Annotated in this window: 17 protein-coding genes and 2 pseudogenes; 4 read left to right on the top strand and 15 right to left on the bottom strand. The window is 44.4% G+C overall.

Going from position 1 to position 24,721, the window contains the following annotated elements:
- Positions 1–8 precede the first annotated feature (8 nt).
- The 10 genes from LYZ37_RS23805 to LYZ37_RS23750 all read right to left on the bottom strand — a co-directional run bounded on the left by LYZ37_RS23805 (position 9) and on the right by LYZ37_RS23750 (position 16,069).
- The gene (locus tag LYZ37_RS23805) at positions 9–1,019 is read right to left on the bottom strand and encodes a 5'-nucleotidase (RefSeq protein WP_053343203.1); all 1,011 of its coding nucleotides are present in this window, start codon (positions 1,017–1,019) and stop codon (positions 9–11) included.
- Between the two features lie 167 nt (positions 1,020–1,186).
- Entirely contained in the window at positions 1,187–2,377 is a 1,191-nt protein-coding gene (locus LYZ37_RS23795; RefSeq protein ID WP_272788432.1) for a HEPN-associated N-terminal domain-containing protein, read from the bottom strand.
- A gap of 146 nt (positions 2,378–2,523) precedes the next feature.
- The gene (locus tag LYZ37_RS23790) at positions 2,524–3,366 is read right to left on the bottom strand and encodes a hypothetical protein (RefSeq protein WP_272788431.1); all 843 of its coding nucleotides are present in this window, start codon (positions 3,364–3,366) and stop codon (positions 2,524–2,526) included.
- Between the two features lie 136 nt (positions 3,367–3,502).
- The gene (locus LYZ37_RS23780; protein ID WP_272788430.1) at positions 3,503–4,408 is read right to left on the bottom strand and encodes a hypothetical protein; all 906 of its coding nucleotides are present in this window, start codon (positions 4,406–4,408) and stop codon (positions 3,503–3,505) included.
- Positions 4,409–4,604: 196 nt separating this feature from the next.
- Complete coding sequence (gene hhe, locus LYZ37_RS23775) at positions 4,605–10,352, bottom strand: DUF4011 domain-containing anti-phage protein Hhe (RefSeq protein WP_272788429.1); 5,748 nt, start codon at positions 10,350–10,352, stop codon at positions 4,605–4,607.
- Between the two features lie 301 nt (positions 10,353–10,653).
- Positions 10,654–11,145: an RDD family protein gene (locus LYZ37_RS23770; protein ID WP_171381544.1), complete on the bottom strand. Its 492-nt coding sequence runs from the start codon at positions 11,143–11,145 to the stop codon at positions 10,654–10,656.
- A 263-nt stretch (positions 11,146–11,408) separates the two neighbouring features.
- Entirely contained in the window at positions 11,409–12,338 is a 930-nt protein-coding gene (locus LYZ37_RS23765; protein WP_272788428.1) for a glycine betaine ABC transporter substrate-binding protein, read from the bottom strand.
- Between the two features lie 101 nt (positions 12,339–12,439).
- Entirely contained in the window at positions 12,440–14,092 is a 1,653-nt protein-coding gene (locus tag LYZ37_RS23760; RefSeq protein ID WP_272788427.1) for an acetolactate synthase large subunit, read from the bottom strand.
- 46 nt (positions 14,093–14,138) lie between these two features.
- Positions 14,139–15,620, bottom strand: coding sequence for an aldehyde dehydrogenase family protein (locus LYZ37_RS23755; protein WP_272788426.1), 1,482 nt, complete (start codon positions 15,618–15,620; stop codon positions 14,139–14,141).
- 2 nt (positions 15,621–15,622) lie between these two features.
- Entirely contained in the window at positions 15,623–16,069 is a 447-nt protein-coding gene (locus tag LYZ37_RS23750) for a VOC family protein (RefSeq protein WP_004743503.1), read from the bottom strand.
- Positions 16,070–16,373: 304 nt separating this feature from the next.
- Between LYZ37_RS23750 and LYZ37_RS24370 the strand changes: the two are divergent.
- The 3 genes and pseudogenes from LYZ37_RS24370 to LYZ37_RS23735 form a co-directional block, all read left to right on the top strand.
- Positions 16,374–16,686: pseudogene (locus LYZ37_RS24370) on the top strand (IS5/IS1182 family transposase); the annotation flags it as partial.
- Between the two features lie 591 nt (positions 16,687–17,277).
- Positions 17,278–17,772: a RidA family protein gene (locus LYZ37_RS23740; protein ID WP_272788425.1), complete on the top strand. Its 495-nt coding sequence runs from the start codon at positions 17,278–17,280 to the stop codon at positions 17,770–17,772.
- A gap of 59 nt (positions 17,773–17,831) precedes the next feature.
- Entirely contained in the window at positions 17,832–19,169 is a 1,338-nt protein-coding gene (locus tag LYZ37_RS23735) for an MFS transporter (RefSeq protein ID WP_272788424.1), read from the top strand.
- Positions 19,170–19,175: 6 nt separating this feature from the next.
- Here the strand turns inward: LYZ37_RS23735 and LYZ37_RS23730 are convergent, their stop codons facing one another.
- The 5 genes and pseudogenes from LYZ37_RS23730 to LYZ37_RS23705 all read right to left on the bottom strand — a co-directional run bounded on the left by LYZ37_RS23730 (position 19,176) and on the right by LYZ37_RS23705 (position 23,719).
- Positions 19,176–19,856: a TetR/AcrR family transcriptional regulator gene (locus tag LYZ37_RS23730; RefSeq protein ID WP_004747968.1), complete on the bottom strand. Its 681-nt coding sequence runs from the start codon at positions 19,854–19,856 to the stop codon at positions 19,176–19,178.
- A 792-nt stretch (positions 19,857–20,648) separates the two neighbouring features.
- The gene (locus LYZ37_RS23720) at positions 20,649–20,810 is read right to left on the bottom strand and encodes a superoxide dismutase family protein (protein WP_272788423.1); all 162 of its coding nucleotides are present in this window, start codon (positions 20,808–20,810) and stop codon (positions 20,649–20,651) included.
- Positions 20,811–20,837: 27 nt separating this feature from the next.
- Positions 20,838–21,302 carry an ankyrin repeat domain-containing protein gene (locus tag LYZ37_RS23715; protein ID WP_272788422.1) on the bottom strand — a complete coding sequence of 155 codons (465 nt, stop codon included), beginning with the start codon at positions 21,300–21,302 and terminating at the stop codon, positions 20,838–20,840.
- 100 nt (positions 21,303–21,402) lie between these two features.
- The gene (locus LYZ37_RS23710) at positions 21,403–22,917 is read right to left on the bottom strand and encodes a catalase (protein WP_272788421.1); all 1,515 of its coding nucleotides are present in this window, start codon (positions 22,915–22,917) and stop codon (positions 21,403–21,405) included.
- A gap of 392 nt (positions 22,918–23,309) precedes the next feature.
- A pseudogene (locus LYZ37_RS23705) lies at positions 23,310–23,719 on the bottom strand (hypothetical protein).
- Positions 23,720–24,053: 334 nt separating this feature from the next.
- Here LYZ37_RS23705 and LYZ37_RS23700 point away from each other — a divergent pair.
- The gene (locus LYZ37_RS23700; protein ID WP_272788420.1) at positions 24,054–24,629 is read left to right on the top strand and encodes a YceI family protein; all 576 of its coding nucleotides are present in this window, start codon (positions 24,054–24,056) and stop codon (positions 24,627–24,629) included.
- The last annotated feature ends 92 nt before the right edge of the window (positions 24,630–24,721 follow it).

Below are 24,721 nucleotides of genomic sequence, written 5' to 3'. Positions count from 1 at the left end.
ACAGATTGTTAGTTGCATGCTTCATCTGGCACTGTATCAACTTTTTTCTTGGCTTTTTCCTGCATTATTTTATTCAGAATTGAGTTTGATGGATAAAGAACTTTTGCGCTCGGAACCTCTGTTGACGCTGGGTCCAAGTGTGAATCTTGATCATCAAAAAAGATATGTGGCTTAAAAGCCTTTAGAAAGCGACTTTTCTCTAAACCTCCAAGAAAAAATGCTTGGTCAATATAGACATTCCAACTACGAAGGGTTTTTATAACTCTCATTTCCGCCGGGCTATTTCGCGCAGTCATAATAGCCAATTTTACAGGAGAATATTCAATACGCCCTGGCAACCTTTCTTGTACTTTTGATAGTTTTTTCAGAAGGTTAGCATATGGCCCTTCTTGTAAAGGGATATCCTGTTTTTCATTTTCACTACGCCAGAACTCTTCTAACCCATCCGTTTGGTTAACAATTTCACTGTCCTCGCTAAAAAGCACGGCATCCGCATCAAAAGCAAAGCGAACTTGCTCTTCGTTCAAACTCGCCTCTGACTGAGGGGGCCTTTTAACTAATGCCGAGGCACATACCCCACTATCGATGACCTCTTGAGCATCTTGCTCATTGGTAGTTAGAAACAAGTCGACATAAAAAGCATCTAAATAGATCGAACTCGCTTCACCAGCTGTAAATGCTGAACGCGTAATAGGGAGTTTTCTCCTACGAATTTCATTCAATACTCTAAAGCCAGTTTCCGGGCTATTCCTCGAAATAACAACTACCTCGACTATCGGCGCATTGTCTTCCGGACTTTTGTGCGTATTGAGATTTAGCAGTGACCTTACTAACGGCATAGCTGTACCATCATTTAGCGGTTCATCTTCGTGCTCAAGCATATATGTTCGATATTCGTCTATCGCTGTGTTTGGATCTGTTTTGTTTTTTTCTCTAAAGATCTCATCAGCTTCAGATAAATCAAATAGTGCAGTAGCTGAAATCCCAACAACCAAAGTTTCTGTTAAATCTATTGGCATAATCCCTTCCTTTCTGACGTATTAAAATTTTTCTATGACGCAACTAACGCTCTGTTAAGGTGTGAGCAACGCAATACCTAAGCTTCCGCATACCACCTTAACCACTAAAACCAACGCATAGTGAAAATGCCACGCGTTGCGAATCACTCTTAAACAGTTTGTTATACCTATATGTATTTATTGGGATTAATTCTTTTTAGGCTAATAAGTCTCAAAAGACCATCCTTTGCATCATGCTCCACGCATTCTTTGTCGTCACAAAATAATACTATTGCATTTCTTTTATAAAGCTTTGAACTCGGATAAATAATACCGTCAACTTTCTTACCTTCTTTGGTCTTATGGATAAATCGAAAATGTTCGCTGACTACTTGTGTTGGGACATAATCAATATGCTCAAGACCATCTTTTCTCACTGGAGCTGTAAAGTCCGATAGAAAATCGTACACAAAAGATAGTTGATGACGATAATCACGTTCACATCCTGACAGCAACCCTTCGTATGGAGGTAGTTTACTAAAGTCAATCACGACAAGCTCTCGAGTCACTTCAAAAGTCCCAACACTCGCAACCTTAGCTTGATTTGGTCCCTCAAAGGTTTCAGCGATTGCAGTGCGTCGGTCGAAAGCCCCATAGAACATTGATATTCCGGATGGACTCATTCTATTTGGATATACTGCAAACTCTACTGGGGGGGAACCAATGTCATTAGCTGAATTAAGTTTTGTTTTTTTATCATGAATTCTTACACGAAGTACTTTTTCGCCGACCTTAATATTCTTATATAAGTTTAGGCTGTCTACGACATTGCTCAAAGAATCCATGAAATATTTAGGAGGAATTTCGTCGAAACTATTAAACTCTCTATCATCTTCAGCACGGTAAAATGAGTATCGAGATTTGTGCTTCACTAGATGTACAAACGATTTCCATCCATGCAAATATGCCTCCGAGGGAGATAAATTGTAAAAATCTCTCTTGCACCATTGTTGGACATTTAAAGAAGATATAATGTCATCTTGAAGATCCATATTTTCTATTGGGATACTTAGCTTCCCTAACAGATCGTATGAATCCATTACATCTCCACACCATCCCTTATCCCATGCAACACCAACGTTGTTAGGCTCACCATATTCCTCACTGATACAATCCACTAAGAATTCCATAAGCATGTCAAAATGAATGATTCTTAGTCTTTTATTTCCACAATATGTACATTCCCCTCGTTCCCCTTGATCACGCACATATCTTCCTAAGTCTTCTTCACCAATGCATCGAGAACATAAGAATTTGTCACCTACAGAGTAGAACCCTCTTTCTTCTTGTTCCAGCATGAACTCTTTAGCTCTACCCATATTTACTCGCTCCCCTTGTGCCAATAGGTATAACGCCCGCTTAAGTGGTGAGCAACGCAATACGATGTTTCTGCACACCACCATAATCACTAAAATCAACGCATAGTAAAAATGCCACGCGTTGCGAATCCGCCTTAAAGCGTTTGTTAGGCATCTTTTAGGTGCGATCGCAGCAAAGCATCTGCGCAAGACATTCTCTTTCCATATTGATGCTGCAGATATGCGGTAAACTTTCGAGATTTAACATCAACGGTTAAGCCATTTAGTCTTTTGTTAGCAAGAAAGTTAGGAAGTTCATAGATAGCAATAGACTCATCCGAAATAGTAGACAACATCATTGAATCAATTTTTCGCATACAAACTCGCGAAAGGTTTATCAATGCAAACACTTCATTGACTTCAAATTCAGCGTAGGATTGCAGAGAAAAGTCAAAGCCATTTAACTCTGTTGCTTGCTTTGCCCAGTAATTATTTAGATGGTTAGAGTCATTCTTTATCAATGAACGGTAACCTTCACTCATATCTTCACGAACATGAGCAATGTGGTTTCTTCGCAACCGCAAGTATGCGATTGTTTTTATGATTGCACTTTCAGGAACTTCACCAAGCCAGTGGCTTAACTTCTGTTTAAGTTGCTCCTCTGGTTTTTTATCAGTTATAGCATCATGAATAGATGTTTCTACGCTAGCACGAAACTCTTCAATTTCTTCAATATAACTCAACAAGTACTCTACTGAAGCAATTACACTCATGCTAACCAGAGTGTGAAACGCTTTGGTACGAAAAGCAGGTAAAGCTTCAATTTTTATATGGAGTCGTTCAGAAAATTCATTTTCTGAGAATACTTCCGTTGTATATGTGCTGGCAAGCTCATGAGATAACTTGGAAAAAACGTTCTCGACCTCAACATCTGAAAACAAAAAGTAGCAAAGCTGATCATTCATCTCTTCAAGCTTTGCTTCAAACTTTCTAAGTACCTGGGATTTCATTCTTACTCCTCTTGATGCCTAACGCCCTGTTAAGGTGTGAGCAACGCAATACCAAAGCTCCCGCAAGCCACTTTAAACACCAAACGCAACGCATAGTAAAAATGCCACGCGTTGCGAATCACTCTTAAACAGTTTGTTAACTGTTTTTTTTGTGATGCATGTTAAGAAGATACAGCACCCCAAAACTCAATAACAGACCAGTACCAACGCTTAATAAGAAACTCGGCACAAACCAAATTTTCATTACAATACTTAGAATTGCCATGAAGCCAACCCAATACGTTGGCAATAACTCCATAATAAAGTGCCTACGATACTGACTGTTTTGGAAAAAGAGAAAGTTTTCATCAAACCGTTTTATTGACTCGATTAGATAAGGAGTTTCCATTACTTTCTTATAATGCTGAATAAGCTCTCTTGTCGACCTCATCTCTATAAGCAAAGAATACCAGTAGTCCCTATCCGTATTTGTCACCGTGTAACCAGAAACTTTATTTGATTCTTCCTCGCTGATAGCAAGCATTAAACGAGCCTTTTCTTGGTACTTTTTCATTTCATCTTCACTTATTTGAATGTCTATAAATGAGTCAGAGTACAGTTGATGAATCATCAAATATGAATAGAGATTTGACTGCTCGGCACTGTCATTGTGATCTTTGTAAGGGTGTTGGTTTGTGACTTTACGGAGAAACTGCTCGTCTTGACTTGGTTTGCTTGGCGGATTTTTAGTGCCAGTCACTCGTATTTTCCACTTTGCAATGTACTCGGTACAAAGCCAACAATAATTAGAAAGTAAATATACTAAGCTCACCAAAAGCATCATAAAAATGAAGTTAAAATCGATATGCGATGATCTAACAAAAAACAATGTAAAGGTTACGCTTTCCTCGTTATCTGGTGCAGATTTCAATCCAAAAATGATCAAGAGTGTAATCGCACTTAACACTAGAATGTTTCGCTTAACTTTTAACTCATTATCCGTAAATGTTGGAGCTACTGGTTCTCCCATAGACTTTTTAGTTAGCTCAGATAATCCAGTCATACAACCTCAATTGACTATATTGATAAAAAAACAGTTAACAATTATTAGATAGGATTATTCTGCTTTTAAACACCGAAACATTCTGCATTTTCAACATACCTAATTTTTCCAATTAGTTAGGGTCAAAGGTTACGGTTAAAATTAAGCTAATTGCAAAATCAAAAATCGATGCTTTCTTCCTAACTACAACAGGCCACTAAAACGCTTCAATGCTTTCGTAATCCATAATAATTTCCAGTACATCATCCAAGTAGTCCCCCGCCTCTTTCGAGCAAGTGTGCTCTCTCAAATACCCTGGGATATCGAGAGAAAACTCCTCACGTGTCATAGGCCTGTCCAACACTAGGTGCTCTATCATATCCGGTCGCAATAAGCGTTGGTTGGGATCCGTCTTCGGATACTTCCTCGCAATCACTTGATCTCGGTATCGCACCAACGCCTCTTTCAAAGTTTCGGCAACTGGCTCAGACCTCTCCTCAGGCACTGCCTCAGCAAAGTAGGGCTCTTGCATTTCCCCAACATACTCTTCTCGAGAGTTAGATGCTGTCGCCTTAGCTTTTAGTTCCTCGATGATCGGTTTGAGCTCCGCATGAGGATGCTTAAACCAGTCGGTAGACCAGATGCGGCGAATGGTCCACCCCAACCCCTCAAGTACGCCTTGTCGAACTCGATCTCGGTCTCGGGTCGAACGGCTGCTGTGATACGTCGCCCCATCACATTCAATCCCCATCAGATAACGCCCAGGCATACCCGGATCGCGCACCGCGATATCAATATAAAATCCCGCCACGCCGACTTGAGGGACACACTCAAAACCGTGCTGGGCCAGTGCGTCCATCACAGCAATTTCAAAATCACTGTCGGGCTGGCCTTGCTGGATGCCATCTTGACCAATCAGTTGACCGGTTTGGGCGTACTGAAGGTACCCTTTGAGTGACTGCACGCCAAGGCTGCTCGAATCCGTCAGCACAATCTGATCGGCCGTCATGGAGCTGAACACATGAATGCGCTGCTTGGCGCGCGTAAATAGCACGTTCAAGCGGCGCCATCCACTGGCCCCATTGATTGGGCCAAAGCGCTGTGGAATGTCGGTCGCACCTATTTCTTGTGGGCCGTAGGTAAAAGAAATAAAAATCACATCTCGCTCATCCCCTTGGACATTTTCCAGGTTTTTAATGAACAAGGGATCGTCGCTCTTCAGGTTTGCTAGGTACGCCGCTCGCAAGCTCGGATCTTGATGAATGGCGGACTCCAGATTGGCTTCAATCAGATCGCGCTGCTTAGAGTTCATTGCCACGATGCCTAAGCTTTCATGAGGACGTTGCATCAGGTGCGTTTTGATCGCCGCGACCACTTCGTGCGCTTCACCTTGGTTGACGTTGTTAATGAAGCGCCCTTCTCCAATGAGGTGGAACTTGATGCCGTAGTCCTCACACTGATCATAAGGCGAAGGAAACACCACCAGATTGCCGTGATAGAACTTGTGGTTTGAAAATTCGATCAAGCTGCCATGGCGCGAACGATAGTGCCAACGCAGTTGCCGTTTATCAAAATAGGCACTCACCGCATCGAGGATACTCTCCGCTTCATCAATCACCCCCGTCTCGTCCCCGTGAGCGTTTACGTCATTGGACAGCGACTTTTCAAAAAACGCGGTGGGCGGCAGCTGCTTCGAGTCACCCACCACCACAATCTGCTTGCCACGTGCGAAGCAGCTCAACGCGTCTTGCGGCTTCACTTGAGACGCCTCATCCATGATCACCAGATCGAAATCCAGTTGACCTGGCGGAAGGTATTTTGCCACCGCCATTGGACTCATCATAAAACACGGCTTGAGGGCGAGCATCGCTCTACCCGCGCGCGTCACCAAATTGCGAATCGAGATGTGTCGGGTCTTCTTGTCGATCTCTCGTTGCAGCAGCGCCTGCTCTGAATAACTGCTCGCCTTCGCGCCGCGGGTGCCTGCAGGTACGGGGCGATCGGCAGCGCGGGCGGCCACTCGCCGCCGTTGCCACACTTTAAGCTGCTCATCGTATTTGGCAAACTGCTGCTGAAGGGCCGTTTGCTCATGACCGGACATTTGCGACAGCTCCGGCTGAGTTTGATAGATTTCCCGCGCGAGGCACTGATAGGTCGCAAACTTCATCGCGTCTTGGGCGAACGTGATTGAATGAGGCTGCTGACTCAAATAGCGATTGAGCAAGCGATAGCCGCCCGTTTCCATGCGCTGCTTGGCAAACAAGTACTTGAGCCAGCCATCAAGCCACTGCTCACTGTGGAGCGCACGTTGGTTACGCTCAATCACTGCGCTGAGACCGTCGCCGCTGTGTTGCAACCAACAGGCGCGCTGCGCGCCCGTCAGGGCGATAAATTGCGCCTCCGCGTCCAGCACTTGGCGCCACTCTTGGGCCAACGTCTCCCCTAACGCCTGCAGCGCGTGTATCGATTGGGGATCCGATTGGCGCTGGATCAAGGCTGCGATCTGACCCTGACCACACACCCGTTTGACTTTTGCAGCGTAGCTTAATGTGTCCGTGATCACCTCGAGCCCCACCGGCGTTGAGCCAGTCTTAGTAACCGAAAGGTCCAACGGCTCAGAGAAAATTGGCGCACACACGTCATGGTCCGGCATGTCATCCAGCAAATCACGCAGCGACTGACACACCTTGATTTGCGCGCGCAACTGAGACTGCGATAACCCAGCATCCAGCAGGTAGTGCTGGCACAAGGCCAGTTGGTGGGAGAAGCTCTCGTGTAGCTGAGTCAACGGGTAAGGCTCGGCGCCTAACACGATCTCAGACTGCGTCAAACACTCCACCGACGTCAGCACCGACGCGAGTCGTTGCCGCGCTTTTCTCAGCGCTTCAAGCTCGATGACCAAACCGTGCTCATACAAGCTTTGCAAGCCACGAAACACCTCTACCGGCAGGGTGAACAAAGCTTGCGCGAGGGCCACGCGTTGACCAAACCCAATCCCATACTCAGTCCGAACCCGCTGATACCAAAGCGCCATGGTCGACACTAAGTCGACGTCGGTGTCGAGGCCATGAAAATGCTGTTTCAGCAGTTGATTGTTTCTTGTGTCCTCGGCAAAGCCGGTGCGCCTCGCCGACCAGTCCGCCGCCGCGCTCAATTGCGTGGCCATGGCATGGGGCTCAAACGTCGCGGCTCGCGTAAACTGGCGCACCGCTTGTTGGGTCGCTCGCCATGAAGGCTGTAGCCATGACCACCACGTGGTTTGCGCCAGCTCAGCCGCGTATTGCTGTAAGAGTTCAACGCAGGGCAACGCGTCGATGAGAAACGTCTGCGCCAATGCGTTACCTTGCGTCACTAGAGCGTGGTGCTCTTCGACAAAGCTGCGCATAAACTCGGGCAAGGCTTCGTTGTCGAACAGCGCGTCCCGCGCACCAAGGTGCTGCGCGGGTAAAGACGCCGCGAGGGAAAGAAAGGTTTCCAGCTCTTTCAGCCCAGACCAATGCGTGGCCAGCAAGGGCTGGATAGCCTCCGGTAGATGCGGTGACAACTCGCGGTAAGACGTCTCGATGTGGCCAAGGCGCTCCATCATCTCTGCCAGTTGCGTTAATGCCCGCGCAAGATCATCAAAGTGGGTTTGCGTATCCACGCCTAACTGCGCTAAGCCGCGCAGCGCCGCCTCCACCTCATCAATACACGCCAAATCGTTAACCAGCCCTGAGGTGAAGGTGCCGCTGAGCTCCCCATACCACTGCGCAGCTTGCTGGTGCTGCGCCACAAACGCGTCCAGCGCCTCACTCGTACTGACGGTCAGCTTGGCCAGCGCGGGGATATCGGTGTGACGATGGGGCAGCGGGATAGCGCACCACTGCGTGATCAGCGCATCGAGCTCCGTCAGCGAGAGGTGAGGTTGAATGGTCAGGTGATGCTGGTGAGTGACGTCGACCAAGCGATCGCGCCAGACCATCAAGGCGTCATTCCACTGCGCCAGCACTTGACAGACTTGATCAGGATCGTGACCGGACAAGGCTTTGTTCTCCACCCCAAACCAAGGGTGGGAGGCCCAATTGCCGGCGTCTGGCAATTGCTGACTGACGCGGCTTAAGTAATCATAAAACACCTCGAGCTGCTCAAGCTTGTCGTCCAGCGCCCCCACCGAGAACTGGTCTCCGGTGAGCGATTCAGGCGCCACATCATTGAACTTGAGGGGCGAGACCGCTTCTTGGTAGCGCGTCGCCGCCATGAGGATTTCATGGATCGTCAGGCCAGTCTGTTTCCACTCGCGGTTAATCCACTGCACATAGCACTGCAGCTTCTCGCGTGCCCTTTCATAACGCTCCACCTCGCGGCCGTATTCGCTGTGCGAGTAGTGAAAATGGGGCGCATTCGACAGTCGCTGTTTGAACTCATCCAGAACCAGACGTTTTTTTGCCTTGTCGCTATGGAGATCAAGACAGAAGTCCCCCAATCCGGTCTTATCCATACGACGTTTTACCACTTCCAGCGCGGCTTGCTTTTCCGCCACAAACAGCACGCTTTTTTTCTGTGACAGCGCCGCAGCGATCAGATTGGTGATGGTTTGGGATTTCCCGGTGCCTGGCGGGCCTTCGACCACAAGGTTTTTGCCGTTTAACGCGTCAATCACCACGCTCATCTGCGAGCTGTCGGCGTCTTCAATCATCGGGAAATCGTCGTGAAGATCCGCGACGTCATCCAATACATAACTGTCATCACGGCCATTGCCTTGCGTTCCCATCCCGTCACTGGCGGTGAGTTCACCATCGTAAAAGAAGCGGCGAATGACATCGTGCTCCAGTAGGTTATCGGCGCCATCAGGCCAGTTGCGCGGGTCAAGATCGCGATACATCAATAACTTGCCCAAACTTAAGGTGGCAAGCGTTGCATAACGGCGCACCGCCCACTCTCGCACCACCACGTCATTGTGCTTGCGAGCCAGCAACGCGCTCACCGCCTCAAAGTACTCTTCCGGTGTCAGTAACCGATCTTCATTGTCGGGATCCACCAGATCTGGCAGCGTCAGACCGAACTCTTGCAGCAATTTTTCATGTAAGATCAGGTTCTGAATGATGTCTTCGCCGTTGTATTGGATGTGATAGGTCACCACCCCTTTGCGGTAGTCTTTTTCAATACTGACCGGCAGCATATACAAAGGGGCCAATCGCGGTTTGCTGCTGTCTGCCTGATCCACCCATTCCAAAAACCCCAGACACAGAAACAAGATGTTGTTGCCAGTTTCTTCGATCGCCGTTTTGGCCTCGCTCGCCAATTTTTTCACAGCGCGATGCAATGGCGCTTCAAACAGCAGCGACTGCAGGTAACCGTCGCTGTGTCTGCCGTCTTTCGCCCGCGCGTCAGGCATTGGCAAGGTGTACTGGTGGTCGATCCCGAGCAAGCCCGCCCACTCTTTCGCCTCGGGCGGCTTTTTGTTTTGCAGATACTTGCCTTGCGCGTCATCCCATTGCACATAGCCATGAGCGATCAATTCATCTAAGGTTGGCTCGGGCACGGGCGTCAGTTGCATCGATTGTTCCGATAACAGCCGTTTGGCCAGTTCGTCCGGCAGCTCGTCGACCACGCGGACAAACGCGCGACTTGTTTGGTCTAAGTTGAGCAAGCGCGAGCGGCTACCCGAGATGTCTAACAGTTTCTGACGCATCGTTTCAAACGCCGATCCCATAAAGTGATCAGGATACGCGATCGGGGCATCACGATAGGCGCGCTGGCAAGGCATTGAAGTGGGCGTTAACAAGGGCGTTGGCGCTTGGGGTTCGGTGACGGTACGGGAGGAAATCAGCGCTTGAATGCGGGCTCTCAGCGCGCTGTTTCGCTGGCGTGAGCTGCGCCCGGCAAGTTCTGCGTCAATTTGCGCCAACATGATCGGATCATCATGGTGCAATTCAACGAGGGCTTCCAACGCATCGATGAGTAACGTTTTGAGTGTATTCGACATGATAAATAACCTAAACAGAATAGCAAAATATTCTGTACTACTTAGTGTATCTATGGCCCGTGTACGCCTGAGCGTCCTTCAGCAAAACAACGGGGTTAGTCCCAATGCTTTAATTGCCGTGTGTAACACGTCAACAAAATAAAACGAGGGTGTCCAACAGCGCTCGCTCTGCTGTCGATTTCATGATCCCAATCGGGTAAGTGGCGTTGTTACCGCGCAGCGGGAAAGTTCTGCCTCCCCGTCAGAGTGAGTCGGCAACGCAGCGATGAGAGACGCGGCGCTTGCCACTCAGCGTAAGCAATCAGGTGTCTGAGTTGGAAGAAAACGCCACCTCGGCGGTGCGCTCTTTGTCGCCAATCACCACCGTATTGGCCAGTTTGTCGTGCCAACCTTGTTTGCGTTTATCCCAGGCCACCCAGAGAATACCAAGGCCCAAAGGGAGCGTCGCGACAATATAACCCAGGTATCGAATGAGGTACTGTCGCAACGACGGCTTGTCACCGGTGTTGGCATCCACGATTTTGGCACGAATGGCCATTTTCCCAGGTGTCGCTTGACGATACACCCAGAAACTCAGCACCGCGATGAGTGGGAACAGCCAACTCAGCACGAAGTCCGTGCCGCCTTGGATCACGGCGTCACTCTCAAAATACGCCCAACCGTATACGGCGACGAGTATCGGGTACGTCAGCACACAAAGGATCACCGTATCAATCACGGCGGCCCCCACACGAGACCAAAACCCCGCATACTGATAGCGGTCACCCACCTTTAATGTCGATTGTTCATCCATGTCCTTTGCCTATTTGATAAGTCCGATCGCCAGAATATGATACTGATTGCAACTTTACACACAAGCGGGGTTTCAGTCACGGCCCCACGCCAATCAGGACAGAATCGTGGCGCGCTGATCATGATTAAATAAACCAAAGTAGGGATTGACTAAAGTTAGTGAAGAACAGTTAAGTTATTATGTTATGGGCATTGTTACCATACTATTTAAATTACCCATCCTTGAGCTTAGAAAAGATGGGTAAATAAACGCATTAGCTTCAATCACCCTAAAGGCTCTAACCACTTAGATAAGTATTCCGTATTTTCTTGCAACCATTTTTTTGCTGCTTCATCTTCTGTCAAATTAAGTCGATTAACACTATAGTCTATTTCGGAAATAATATCGTTTGTGAGATGAATGTTATCTAAGACGGATATCTCCTGTGGTGAAAAATGAAGGTAAAGACTATCTTTTCTTGCTAGTAGTACTGCTCGATCCTTACCACCGAGTAGTTTTTTGGGATCTTTTAATTCTCGGATTCTATATTGATGATGTAAGAACTGTGGATGCCATAAAGGGACTATCACCCAGTCTTTCACTGAAACAGCGTCTTCAAATGCTGAAATGCAATCTGCTTGCGTACCAGTTTTAAACTCATATCCATGAGGCGTCAGATTGTACTCTTTCATGATATTTTTAGAAAATCGTGTAATACCTGCACCTTCTCCAATCCCTTGAATAATGGGGCGCATTTTAGCAATGACTTTTGGCTTTGTTAGGTCTTCTATACTTTCTAACTCGTTAATTGGAACATAATCAGGCACTCCCCAGAAGGCATAAGGCTCATAGTGTAAACCTAACTCAAGAGTGGCAATGTTTTCTTCGACGCTTGATTTATAAATACCATGACTATGGGGCAACCAAGCAGAGCTTACAAAGTCGACATATCCATTCTTTAGACGATTAAAGTTTTCTTCATGTAAGTCATAAGATCTCACTACTTGTTTGCCCAATAGATTCATGACATGTGCGACAACGGCACCGGTTACTCGATGGAAACTTAAATCAGTCACCCCCAGCTTTACAATTGGGCTGCCTTGTTTTATTGGGTTAATTTTATCATTGGATTGAGCTTTAGATATTGAGGCGCTAGTTATTGCTGTGGCCGCCATATACTTTAAGATTTCTCTACGTGTTTTTTGATTGTTCATAATATTCCTCACTATTAGTTAATAAGCACTCTAAATAGTAAACTGACGTTCACTATCAAAAGTAAATAACTCTGAAATTTTTGTTTAACAATTAATTTTGGTTAAATATTACATGTTATTTCGCCAAGACGTTTCGTTAACAGCTTATTCTCTCGATAGTCAATAGGTATAACGATTAGGCTAGGTCCATCATATTTATTCGATTTTTCTAAGGCTCCCGCTAACTTCGCGCTTTCATCAACAAATTGATAATGCCAACTAAATGCCTCAGCCAATTTCTTCCAATCGGGGTTATTAAATGACAGGTCAGTATGTCTTCCATGCTCAGCCCATTGTTTCCAAGCAATCAGTCCGTATTCGCGATCTTCCCAAACCATAATGGTGATATTACTATTTAAACGGCTAGCGGTTTCCATCTCTTGCACATTCATAAGGAAACCTCCATCACCCACGATGGCAAGGATATTGCGTTGAGGTTCAACAATACTTGCAGCTATGGCACCTGGTAAAGCAAATCCCATTGAACAAAAACCATTTGGAATTAGACAGCCATTTGGGATTTCGCAATGATAATGTCTCGCAACCCACATTTTGTGTGCACCAACATCTGAAAGTACTAAGCCATTTTTTCCAAATATTTTTTGAACCTCATGCAGTACTTTTTGAGGTTTAATTACACCAATATCAACTGCATTGTTATGTTCATTCAGTTCTTTTTTGATCGCTTCTCTTATAACATCTCGCTTTTCAGGCTCGAAATACACATCGCTGCGTCTAATTTTTTCATCTAGTAGGGTTAATGTATCTGCTAAATCCCCAATTAGTTCTATTTGCGGGTGGTAATGCTGATCAATTTCTGCTGGGATAAAATCAATATGAATAATCTCTTTATTACCTTTAGAATTCCATAGACTAGGTTGATATTCGACCATATCTATACCAATACAAATAACCAAATCAGATGATTCAATAGCGCAGGAGCCGATATCGGTTACTCCTAATCCTATTGTATATAGTGATTCTGGTTGATCTGGTATTAATACGCCTTTTGCCATGAAAGTGTTGAGTACACCAATACCGGTATTTTTAACTAAGGATCTAAATGGCTCTGTAGTACGTTTACGAACGCAGCCATTACCTGCAATAATAACTGGGAATTTGGCTTTTTTTATACGCATCACTGCATCGTCAATGATGTGTTCCGCGGGAACTGAACGACGAAACCTACGTGTACTCATAGGAACGGATGTTGTTTTACATTTAGCGATGTCTTCAGGAAGTTCAATTAGTACAGCCCCTGGCTTTTCGCTACGAGCAATACGAACCGATTTTCTAACTATTTCAGGAATTGTATCTGCATTAACAATGCTAGTTGCCCATTTAGTAACTGGTTCGAACATTTTTATCACATCCATAATTTGGTGCGATTCTTTATGAAGTCGATGAGTACTTCCTTGTCCGGTTAATACAATCATAGGCGAGCGATCCATATTTGCATCGGCAACCCCAGTGATGAGGTTAGTAGCACCTGGACCAAGAGTCCCAAGACAAACTGCTGGCGTGCCTTTCAGCCTTCCATATACTTCGGCCATAAAAGCAGCGCCTTGCTCGTGTCGAGTTAATATGAATTTTATTTTATCTGACTTTTCTAAGCTCATCATAAAGTCAGCATTTTCTTCCCCTGGAACACCGAAGATATATTCAATACCTTCATTTTCTAAACATTTCACAAGTAGATCTGATGCTTTCATCATAAACCTAGTTCTCCTTAACTTGTAAGTGATAGTCAACTTGTCTAATTCAATTATTGATTTTTAGTTGTTTTTCCATGTCCTTATTACCCTTAATCCTTTGAACGATCATTTTATTGGTCTGCATTTCATTTATAGTATTACGTATCCCTCCAACCCCTAACCCTGATTGGTTTAGGCCAGAGAAAGGCATATCATCATCACGAAATGCAGAATGGTCATTAATCATCACAGCTGACGAATTTAGTTCTCTAGCGATATAATTTGATTTGTCGATATCTTTACTGAATACAGCAGATTGAAACGAAAATTGAGAGTGATTAGCTTGCTCTATTGCATCACCAATGTTTGAGTATGAATAAAGTGCGATCACAGGTCCGAATATTTCTTGTTGTGTCACTTTTGAGCTTTTACTTGGATTAAGGAGTAGAGTGGGAAGCAAACATGAGTCGTTTATCCTTTCACCACCACAAAGTAATGTTGCTCCTTCTTCTATTGCCTCATTAATCCATGACTCGATACGACTTATTTCAGAACCACGAATAAGAGGACCTACATCTGTTTTTTCGCTAAGCTGATCACCCGTAACTAATAATTGGGTCTGTCTAACGAGTTCATCGGAGAATTCTTTTAACCTTGTGTCTGGCAAGAAGACTCTCTGTACTGAAACGCAAACTTGCCCAGCATGATAGAAGCCGCCTTTCACTATCGATGCAACCGTTTCAACCAGATCAGCGGTTTCCTCGACAATCACAGGGGCAACTCCGCCATGCTCAAGGAGGCAGCGCGTCCCGGGTGATAACTTACTTCGGAGCATCCAGCCAATTTTTGCACTGCCAACAAAAGTCAACAAATTCACTTGTTCATTAGTAATGAGGCTTTGTGTTAGTGCATGTGAACCAGTCATCAAGACTTGGCACCACTCAATCGGTAATCCGGATTTATAGATTAATTTAACTAGATTAAAACATGATAATGGCGTGTCAGCGGCTGGTTTTATCAGTATAGGGTTGCCGCACACTATTGCCGGAATCACTTGATGAACAATCAAGTTTAGAGGGTGATTAAAAGCGCTTACCGCCACTACGATGCCGATGGGTTCTTTCAGCGAATATGAAGTCCGTATATGGCTTTCAGTATCATCACTATGTAGATGGACTGGCTCAGTATTATTTTGGCTTAAATACCTAACGCAAAGTTCAACGCCTCTGATTGCTCGTTTTACTTCCGTTTTCGTATCTATTATTGGCTTGCCGCCTTCAGACGCAGCTATATGTACTAACTTATCGATGTCATTCTTCATCAGAGTAACAAGATTGTTTAACACGGCTAGGCGTTGATCTCGGCTTAACCAACGCTTTCGATTCTTGAATACATCACGTGCATTATCAAAAGCCAGAGAAATATCATTTTGATCGCTTAACTCTACAGACCCAATCGCTTCACCAGAATAAGGGTTTTTTACTATGTGAACGCATTTCTCATTATTTGATGGGCTATTAGCAATAAATGAGGTCTTGACATAATTCATAATTAGACCTCTCCATTAGACTTTTGCCATTCTTTAAACTCAGTATCGTGAAAGATAAGTTCAATCGTTATCTTATTCGGATCTGTGATAAAAACTTGGTGCTCAAATATATTAGGAACAGTACGTTCGAAATAATTCCAATCAAATGTCTTTATGTTTTCTAAGAGTGATGCATAACCCTCTATCCGAAATGCGAGATGATCAATTCTTCCTGATCCTTCTTTATCAGCGTCTTTCATGCCTAAATACTCTGCAACCGGATCATTTTCATTCATTGCTGCTTCAACTAAGTGAAAGATCGGGTCATTGTTTAGGTAAAGCCAATATCCATCAAATTTGAAGTCTGGCCTAGTGCCAACCCTGAGGCCTAACAGATTTATATAAAAGTCTCTGGTCTCTTCCAGCTTGTTAGTTCGAATGGTGAAGTGTTCAAATCCTCGTACAATCATAATTTTTCCCTATAGTCTGCTAGGTGATTTTTATTGGTAAGTCACGATCCAAAGCCATTGTTTATTTTTTAATCACGACCATTGTTTATCATTTGATAAACAATATCAAGTTTTTTATCAAATGATAAATAATGTCAATTTGTTTATCAGCGAGTAGGCTTTAGGCGCGTAAATCGAAGGAACTAACAGTAAGCTTGCGATCTGATCGACGACATTCATTCCAGCCTGTAGCCTGATGTCGAAACCGCGTTGCAAAACAAAACACTGGAAACAAGATAAGCAATACAAACGCAACGTGTAGTGTGAACTGCATATTGCTGTGGAACGAGCACTCATGAAATTACTGCCGCTGAATTGACTTTATCGAAGGTTACTGATGCAGACGTTCGCCTCACTGACTTACGCAAACACGGCGATGAATCATCGATCTGTCTAGGAAGGCGCAAGGGATTGTCAAGATACAATATGGGTTATGCAGCAGTTCCTCTAATCCCTTCAATAGAAAGTCTGCTTTGGGAGAATGCCCCCCTATTGACTTGGCGGTAGGCTGTCAGAAACCCTGTGGATCCAACAAGGAATGGAAAAAGCAGTACGGTTATCACAAACGCTCACTGTCAGGCAGTTTGGTTTTCGGACCCAATTACGCAACAGGATCTGAGTGCATTTATGGATCCTTAGGTAAACAAGCCTTTATGATGGTCGGGCACACCACTCTTCCTGGCTCATTCATCGAATTTCCATACAGGGCATTGATGTATTTGCCTGTCACTTTTCCGTGCCTATCATCAAAAAAATATTGAAATCGATCACTTTAAGCACTTCGATTCACTTGGACGTTCCTCGTTAACCTGTTGGACATTATTTTATTCACCGACCGTGTTGGCAGAACTTCATACCAACAAATTGCGTCGCCGATAATGTGCTCAGCAGTTTTTTGGGGTAAAGAAGTCAAGCGTCCCCCTTTCGATACAACCTACAATCATCGTTCAACTGTTCATTTGTCATCTTTCGGTTCACCTCACATTAAATTTGCACAGAGTACTGGCTAACGAGCTTGGACAATGAAAGCGAAAACAAAGTCTTGATGATCGTTTTTACGTCGTTAAGTTTGCAAATTGCGATTTTCAAGATGAAAACCTATTGACTTATTAATCATCACGACTAATCTGTTAATGAATTGTTTATCAAATGATAAAAAGGAGTAACCCATGTCACTTAATTCTGTTAAAACAAATCCGGAAGCACAGTTATTGATGCTAGGTATCGATCTACCTGCAGCACCAAACGCGGTGTCCAATTACGAACCTATAGTACAAACTGGCAATATCGTGATGACATCCGGTCAACTTCCGTGGGTTGATGGCGAGTTGAAATATGAAGGTCAATTAGGCAAAGGTGGAGAGCTTACCGACGAAGAAGGCTATCAAGCATGTCGATTATCTGCATTGAATGCAGTGGCGCAATTGAAAAAACACCTTGGCGACTTAAACCGAGTTAAAAAAATCATAAGAGTTGTAGGTGTTTTAAATGTTAACCCCACCTCACGCTGGACGGAGCAGCCTAAAGTATTAGATGGCGCTTCGGATCTAATTAATTGCATTTTTGGAGAGCGTGGACGCCATTCTAGAATGATTAATAGTAACTCAGCTATGCCACTAGATTGCGCTTCTTTGATTTATATTTATGCGGAAGTCCAAGAATAAGAAACGAATACTAACCTTGGGATCATGAAAAATAATGGTTCATTTACATGGAGCAAAAAATGACAATGTCAAAATCTAAAAATTTAACTGAAAAAAAATTAAGATTATTTTTGATTAGTGTTTTGGCGATCTTTACATCGGGGCTCAGTTTTGGCTTGCGTGGTGCTATTGCTGGGGACGTTCAAGCGCTCTTTCTTAATCCAATAGATGCTGCCAACTCTGCAACATTAATAGGTCAAATCCTTGGAGTGGCATTCTTAGGTTTTTCATTTACTTTGTTTTTTGGCAGCCCGCTGGTGAACATAATTGGGATTGGAAGAATGCTGCAGCTAGCCGGTGTGAGTTTTGTAGCGGGGACTCTGATTACTATGTTTGGCCCAGTGTTAGTCGAAGGCGACGATATATATTGGGTATTCTGGATAGGCATGGGATTAACTGGTATCGGGTGGGGTTTTACTGAATCTGCAGTAAACCCTTTAACCACTGCTATTTACCCCAAAGATAAAACGAATAGGCTTAATATATTACATGCTTGGTGGCCTGCTGGTATCGTCGTCGGAGGGGTAGCAAGCCTTGGGTTTGATGCGATTGGAGTCGGGTGGCAAGTCAAGTTCGGAATAATACTCATACCAACAATCTTGTTCTTACTTTTAATCATAGGTGTCAAATTTCCAAATACAGAACGCGTAGAGTCGGGCGTAAAATTTACCGATATGCTGGCCGAAATAACCCGGAGACCGTCTTTTGTTATTTGGTTTTTCGCAATGTTTCTTACTGCTGCGACAGAACTTGCACCGGGACAATGGGTTGATATTACTCTTAGTCATACCATCGGAATGCCAGGGATAGTGATCCTAATCTATATTTCAAGTTTGATGTTTTTTATGCGTCATAGTGCAGGTTTTTTATCAAAATATATTTCTAATACCGGCTTGCTATTGGTGTCTTGTATATTATCAGCGATTGGACTTTATTTACTAAGTCAATCGGTAGATCCGTACAGTGCAATAATAGCCTCAACACTTTGGGGGGTCGGTGTCAGTTTTTTGTGGCCCACTATGCTTGCTAGTACATCTGAGCGCTTTCCTCGTGGTGGTGAATTCTTTTTGGGCTTAATGGGGTCGGCAGGTTCTCTATCGATTTATTTTGTTCTTCCAATGATGGGAAGTGTGTTTGATACAGCGAAGTTGACGATTGCTGGAGGGGGTGATGCTTTTGATGCTCTTGACGGTGTTGCACTTGATAATGTATTGGCTAAAGCTGCGCAAATCTCTTTTCAATCGGCAGCCATCTTTCCAATTATATTAGTACTTGTGTTTAGCATTATTATGCTTTACGAATACAGAAAAAAACACGCTAAGACTGCTGAATGTTTTGAAAATACTCAAAATAGGTGAGTAATATTAATGACTATTTTCTAATAGAGCATAGTATCCATAAAGAAAATGCTTTACTCGTGCTCTTATAATTGCATTAATATCTTCAGGTAGTTGCATAAGGTAGATCCAGCGACGTATCCCCATATAAAAGAAACTGGAATGGAATCCCCAAATTATTTCAATATCAATTTCTGAAGGGGCTGGATCTAACCCATGCGCTGCCCTAATTTCGCTTAAGATAGGGAAAAATATTTTTTCTTTTAAAAGTTGAGTATAGTTTTTGTTGAACTCTGGATTACTTAATGCCGTAAAAATGAACAATCGAACCCAATCATTTTCTAAAATGGCCGAAGTGTATTCTTCTAAATAATTGATCAACCTTTCTTCTATAGGCTGTTTTTGATCGGATAGTGCAATTTCCCATTGAGGGTTCCAGCGAGAAACAAACACTTCATGATGAACTCGTTCAATCAATGCCTCTTTGCTTCCAAAATATCGATATATCAGCGGTTGGGTAACACCGATATTTTTAGCTAATTCACGTGTAGTTACGCCAAACCCATGTCGAGCAAAACATTCGATTGATCGTTTGATAATGTAAGTCTCACGTTCTGTTGCAGTCATGTATTTCGTAGTAACTTTTCGCGACTTCTGGAGCATGCTGTTTGGATCTTGTGCTTGAATGAGTGCTGTTTCCTTTGTCATTCCTATCTACTCTGGCCTGTTTTGATGACGAATACTTTTTAAGTCTAATGTTACTTGCCGTTAATGTATATAATTTCACTAAAGAGCGTGACGGGATCACATGTTCTCCAATAACAAAAAAGATTGAATTGAGAATGAATTCTAAATCCTGATAGTGTCATAAGCGCCATCACCAGATATATCGATGATTCTTCGCAGTGTTCGTACCCACCGTAATATGCCGTTTGCGCCACAGAACAATCTCTAAAGGAAAATGATGAGCTTGAAGTCAAAATTGGGGCTTTTCTTTCTCGCTGCCGCTGGTTGCGCCTGCCCCCTTACGGCGGCGTGTCTATCCATATCTCAAGCTCCAAGAAATCCAGTTTCCCTTCACCACTCAGAAACCCCAAAACAAACGGTGGTGAACTGAACAAGATTGGAACTACCGCACACGTGGAAACGGCCAGCCGAAGCTGACTCAATCGCCTACTTGCTGTCATTGAATTGGCCGGATTTTAGCCTCTATCATGGAGCGAAATTGATGACCCACCGGTCTATGATGAAGTGATCTACTAGGGTTCGTCGGTCCGCTAAACTCTCTTCAATATCTCGGTCGCTTAGCATATCGAACTGCTACAAAAGCGATATCAGATGGGGATTGGGAGCCGGAGAAGTCCATGTAGTGCCCAAGTTAAAGTAAAAACAGGACTTCAAACATTGCAAAGCGTATTAGTTCCCTCCGATGCGACAGAACTAAGAAAACGGTCCAGATAATCTGGACCGTTTATTGTTTGTGGCGTCTAAAGAAGGGGATTACTTAATCACACCACACACAATTCGAGCACCACCGCCGCCAAGTTTCGCCGGATGGTCAAAGTGATTATCGCCACCAGCATGAACCATCAAAACACGACCTTTTACATCATCAAGTTTTACTCGTGGCGTCAGTGCCGCAAGCCATGTGGTGTTATTCATACTGTGGATCCTATTGATTGCTATTTATCAGTGTTGAATCAATTTCAGAACATTGGATTGACCATAGATCTCGGCAAATTCTTTCAAATTTAGCCCAGCTTTATTGCGCAGCTCTGGCGAGCACTCCGCTTGATATAGGTCTTTCGCTATACCAATTTCGCGTTTGATGAGTGCCCCCATTAATGCGGTGTTACCACGCTTATCTTGCAGGCAGGCGTTGGCACCTGAGTCGAGCAGCAAGCGAACGGTTTCTCTATTTCCTTGATACGCTGCCACCATCAAAGCGGTATAACTTTGATTATTTCGTTGGTCGATTGGAAAGCCTTGAGAAACAAAAGTATCGACCACTTCGTTATTGCCAATTCGCGCAGCACCAAAGAATAGTTCAACCAGAGATTGGTATTCCTCTTCCAATTTGTCTTCGGCAGCCAATAAGGCTAGCGAGAAGCTCCAAGAGAGCAGAACGGCGCAGAGCAAAAACACAGTTTTCATTTACTCATCCTCATTAACGGAATGGGAGAATGACCCACGGGAGCCCTGATTTTCGGGCAGAAAAGAGCAGATAAATCTCCCGCAGGTCAAAACTTATTGCTTACATCATCGCTTTGTTTTTCACTTGCTTGAGATTGCTATCTGTTGCCTTGGCCAGACGCGTACCGTACTCTTTATCTGCACGATAGAAATAGCTCACCATGGTTTCCTTAACGTCTTTATCCATCACCTTATTTAGGTCACCCGCTAAGTTGGCAATCAAATCACTCTGATCTTGCTTGCTCATGCTGCGGAATAACACACCTGCTTGGTAGAAGTTGCGAGGATTGCTGATTGCTTTTTGTTGAACAGTCCCGACCAGCTTGGTTTCAACCGCTTTATATTGCGTGCTTTCTTCCAGCGCCAGTTTACGGCTTGGTTCGTAGTTCACATCACCATGGCCTTGCTTCGCGTTGTTGCTCAATCCGTCTTGATTATGGTTATTCACGGATGCTAACGGACGGTTTACTGGCAGTTGGAACAAGTTCACTCCCAAGCGGTACAACTGTGTATCTGCATAAGAGAACAAACGACCTTGAAGCAAACGGTCTTCCGATGGCTCGATACCAGGAATCAAATTTGACGGTGCAAATGCCGACTGTTCAGTGTCTAAAAAGAAATTTTCTGGGAGGCGGTTTAACATCATAGTGCCGACTTTTTGATCCGGTACATTCAGCCATACTTTGGTTGCATCCAACCCGTTATAATCCAGTTTGTTCAGGGCTTCTGGCGATAACACTTTCACGTACAGATCCCACTTAGGGTAGTTCCCTAGACCAATTTCTTTGTAGAGATCATTGGTTAAATGGTTGAAGTCCTTACCCTGCATTGCCGTCACTTCATCAGGACGAAGACTTTCAATGCCTTGCTGGCTTTTCCATTGGAACTTCACATAGTTCACATCGCCTTTCTTGTTGATCCACTTGTAAGCGTGGACACCAAAGCCATCCATAGTGCGATAGCTTGCTGGCGTGCCTAGGTTGCTATATAGCCAAGTCAGCATGTTGGTCGCACCCGGCTCATGGCTGAAGAAGTCAAAGAATCGGTTTGGATCCTGAACGTTGTTAACTGGAGACGGCTTTAGAGAGTGCACCATATCCGGAAACTTAATTGAATCACGGATGAAGAACACAGGCAGGTTGTTCCCAACCAGATCCCAGTTACCCTGTTCAGTATAAAATTTAGTGGCAAAACCACGAGGATCGCGAAGTGTCTCTGGTGATCCTTTTGAGTGAATAACGGTCGAAAAACGAACGAAAACAGGAGTTACCTTTCCTTTATTAGTAAAAGGAGCGGAAACCGTTAAGTCACTAAAATCACCCGATGCAACGAACTCACCATGAGCACCTGTACCACGAGCATGCACAACACGCTCTGGAATTCGCTCTCTGGCAAAACGCTGCAATTTTTGGATCAGGTGAACGTCTTGCAGTAATACGCTTCCGTTTTCACCTGCTGTGATTGAATTCTGGTTGTCACCGACTGGTGCGCCATTGTCTCTTGTCAGGGTCTGCGCCTGTAGAGATGTGCTGGCTAAGCCAACTGTAATTAGTAAAAAGCTTTTTGACATCTTCATGGATGCTCTCCAATGCGTCCTAACCATTTAACCAGTCGAGTGGTCAATGGCTAATCAAAAGCTCCTTTCTGCCCACGAAGAATATATCTTCAATGATTGCATTTGTTTAATGGGAAATAACGATAACTCTAATAGATAAAAACGATGAAATACTTATGGCAAATCGAGTGCCGATAAAAAACCAAACTGGATATCTATAAATCACATTTAAATACTGCCCATGTCAATTTTTGGGGGGATAGTAGCAACAGCATCGGGTTTGGCGCTAGTGCCTATCATGTTTACCTCGCGATCTAGATGAAAAGATACCAATCGCGCAGCCATAAGCTAGAACGGCCATTAATTTTCCTGTTTCTCTGTCACGTGCAAGGAAACTTAATGGCATCCAGTGGCTAATCTGGGAGCATTTGTCTACTTTTTATGGAAAGATCCACCTCCTCGTCGAGCGAGTCAGCAAAGCTGCGATGAGAGACGCGGCGCTCCCCGCTCAGTGTAAGCAATCGGGTGTCTACGTTGGAAGAAAACGCCATCCAGACAATACCAAGGCCCAAAGGGAGCGTCGCGACAATATACCCAAGGTATCGAATGATGTACTGCCGCAGCGACGGTTTACAGCCGATGTTGGCACCATGTCCTTTACCTATTTGATCAGTCCGCACGCTAGAATATGATGCTGATTGCAACCTCACACAAGCGGGGGTTCAGTCAACTCACTCTGTGCATCAACACACATTTTGGCAAAGTGCGTTTTTGCGCGACAGTGCGAGCCCCCCCCTCTCGATTTACCGGCCCAATGCCCCATCGGATTGCCTGCCTGAGTTATGAATTTATATGATGGGGTTCTTCACACCTGGATAATCCGGTATGACGTTGACTAAACCCATTAATATCTAAAAATAATCAAAGTTCATCGCCCAATCAGCCCGCCATTAGGACTATTCACAAAAGTTCATTAGAAATAATCGTTATTCACAGCACCTGTCTGATCTGGCATGACAATGTATTTAACCTTTAATAAACAATAACAATATGAAGCGAACTTAATTACCCATAAATTAATTTGAGGTAAGACCAGAAATAATAGAAAAACAGGTACCATCCTCGCCGCAAAAAAAACAAACAAGGAGAAATTAAACATGAAAAAAATAATTATCGCATTCGGCATCCTGGTGACGGTTGCTTGCTCACATGCCTTCGCTTCAGATGAATACCGTCTTGATAAGAAGCTGTCTAGTATCAGTTTTTCGACCATCAAGAATCAGTATGTGATCGAGCCCGCCTCCATTCAACCGGCAGCTGGAGTGTTATCAGAAGATGGCCGCTTGTCGTTGTCTCTCGACATCACAACGATTAAGACTGGGGTTTCGATCCGAGATACTCGCCTATCAGAGCTGTATTTTGAATCGGCCCTTTTTCCTAAAGTGAATATTGTGGCTAACCTTGATCGCGCATTATTCACCACAGGCGCGCTGCACGCGATTATTCCCGTCGACGTAGAATTGTATGGCGTGAAAAAAACGCTCCGTTTCCCTGTCACGATCATACCAACGGAACATTATCTGATCGCAAGTACATCTTCCCCGGTCATGATCAGTGCAAAAGACTTTGGGATCCCAAGTGAAAATTTAGCCACCTTAGCTAAATTGGCAGGTGGCATTACGATTTCAGATAAGACACCATTAAATTTTAATTTGGTGTTTATCAAAAAATAACATGGATAACCAATATCGAGATAAACGCCATTAATCACTCTGGATAAGCCACCATAAAATATAGAAAGGCCGTCTTTTTCGATCGGCCTTTC

It is taken from the genome of Vibrio tubiashii, from assembly GCF_028551255.1.
Classification (GTDB): domain Bacteria; phylum Pseudomonadota; class Gammaproteobacteria; order Enterobacterales; family Vibrionaceae; genus Vibrio; species Vibrio tubiashii_B.
Note: the sequence above shows the minus strand (reverse complement) of the source record. Positions and strands in the feature narration are given on the sequence as shown.

Bases quoted from the DNA above. Each gene is read 5' to 3' on its own strand.
- LYZ37_RS23780 (WP_272788430.1), bottom strand. From the start codon at position 4,408: ATGACTGGATTATCTGAGCTAACTAAAAAGTCTATGGGAGAACCAGTA.
- LYZ37_RS23740 (WP_272788425.1), top strand. From the start codon at position 17,278: ATGTCACTTAATTCTGTTAAAACAAATCCGGAAGCACAGTTATTGATG.
- LYZ37_RS23730 (WP_004747968.1), bottom strand. From the start codon at position 19,856: ATGACAAAGGAAACAGCACTCATTCAAGCACAAGATCCAAACAGCATG.
- LYZ37_RS23795 (WP_272788432.1), bottom strand. From the start codon at position 2,377: ATGGGTAGAGCTAAAGAGTTCATGCTGGAACAAGAAGAAAGAGGGTTC.
- LYZ37_RS23765 (WP_272788428.1), bottom strand. From the start codon at position 12,338: ATGAACAATCAAAAAACACGTAGAGAAATCTTAAAGTATATGGCGGCC.
- LYZ37_RS23770 (WP_171381544.1), bottom strand. From the start codon at position 11,145: ATGGATGAACAATCGACATTAAAGGTGGGTGACCGCTATCAGTATGCG.
- LYZ37_RS23710 (WP_272788421.1), bottom strand. From the start codon at position 22,917: ATGAAGATGTCAAAAAGCTTTTTACTAATTACAGTTGGCTTAGCCAGC.
- LYZ37_RS23720 (WP_272788423.1), bottom strand. From the start codon at position 20,810: ATGAATAACACCACATGGCTTGCGGCACTGACGCCACGAGTAAAACTT.
- LYZ37_RS23750 (WP_004743503.1), bottom strand. From the start codon at position 16,069: ATGATTGTACGAGGATTTGAACACTTCACCATTCGAACTAACAAGCTG.
- LYZ37_RS23735 (WP_272788424.1), top strand. From the start codon at position 17,832: ATGACAATGTCAAAATCTAAAAATTTAACTGAAAAAAAATTAAGATTA.
- LYZ37_RS23790 (WP_272788431.1), bottom strand. From the start codon at position 3,366: ATGAAATCCCAGGTACTTAGAAAGTTTGAAGCAAAGCTTGAAGAGATG.
- LYZ37_RS23700 (WP_272788420.1), top strand. From the start codon at position 24,054: ATGAAAAAAATAATTATCGCATTCGGCATCCTGGTGACGGTTGCTTGC.
- LYZ37_RS23715 (WP_272788422.1), bottom strand. From the start codon at position 21,302: ATGAAAACTGTGTTTTTGCTCTGCGCCGTTCTGCTCTCTTGGAGCTTC.
- LYZ37_RS23805 (WP_053343203.1), bottom strand. From the start codon at position 1,019: ATGCCAATAGATTTAACAGAAACTTTGGTTGTTGGGATTTCAGCTACT.
- hhe (WP_272788429.1), bottom strand. From the start codon at position 10,352: ATGTCGAATACACTCAAAACGTTACTCATCGATGCGTTGGAAGCCCTC.
- LYZ37_RS23760 (WP_272788427.1), bottom strand. From the start codon at position 14,092: ATGATGAAAGCATCAGATCTACTTGTGAAATGTTTAGAAAATGAAGGT.
- LYZ37_RS23755 (WP_272788426.1), bottom strand. From the start codon at position 15,620: ATGAATTATGTCAAGACCTCATTTATTGCTAATAGCCCATCAAATAAT.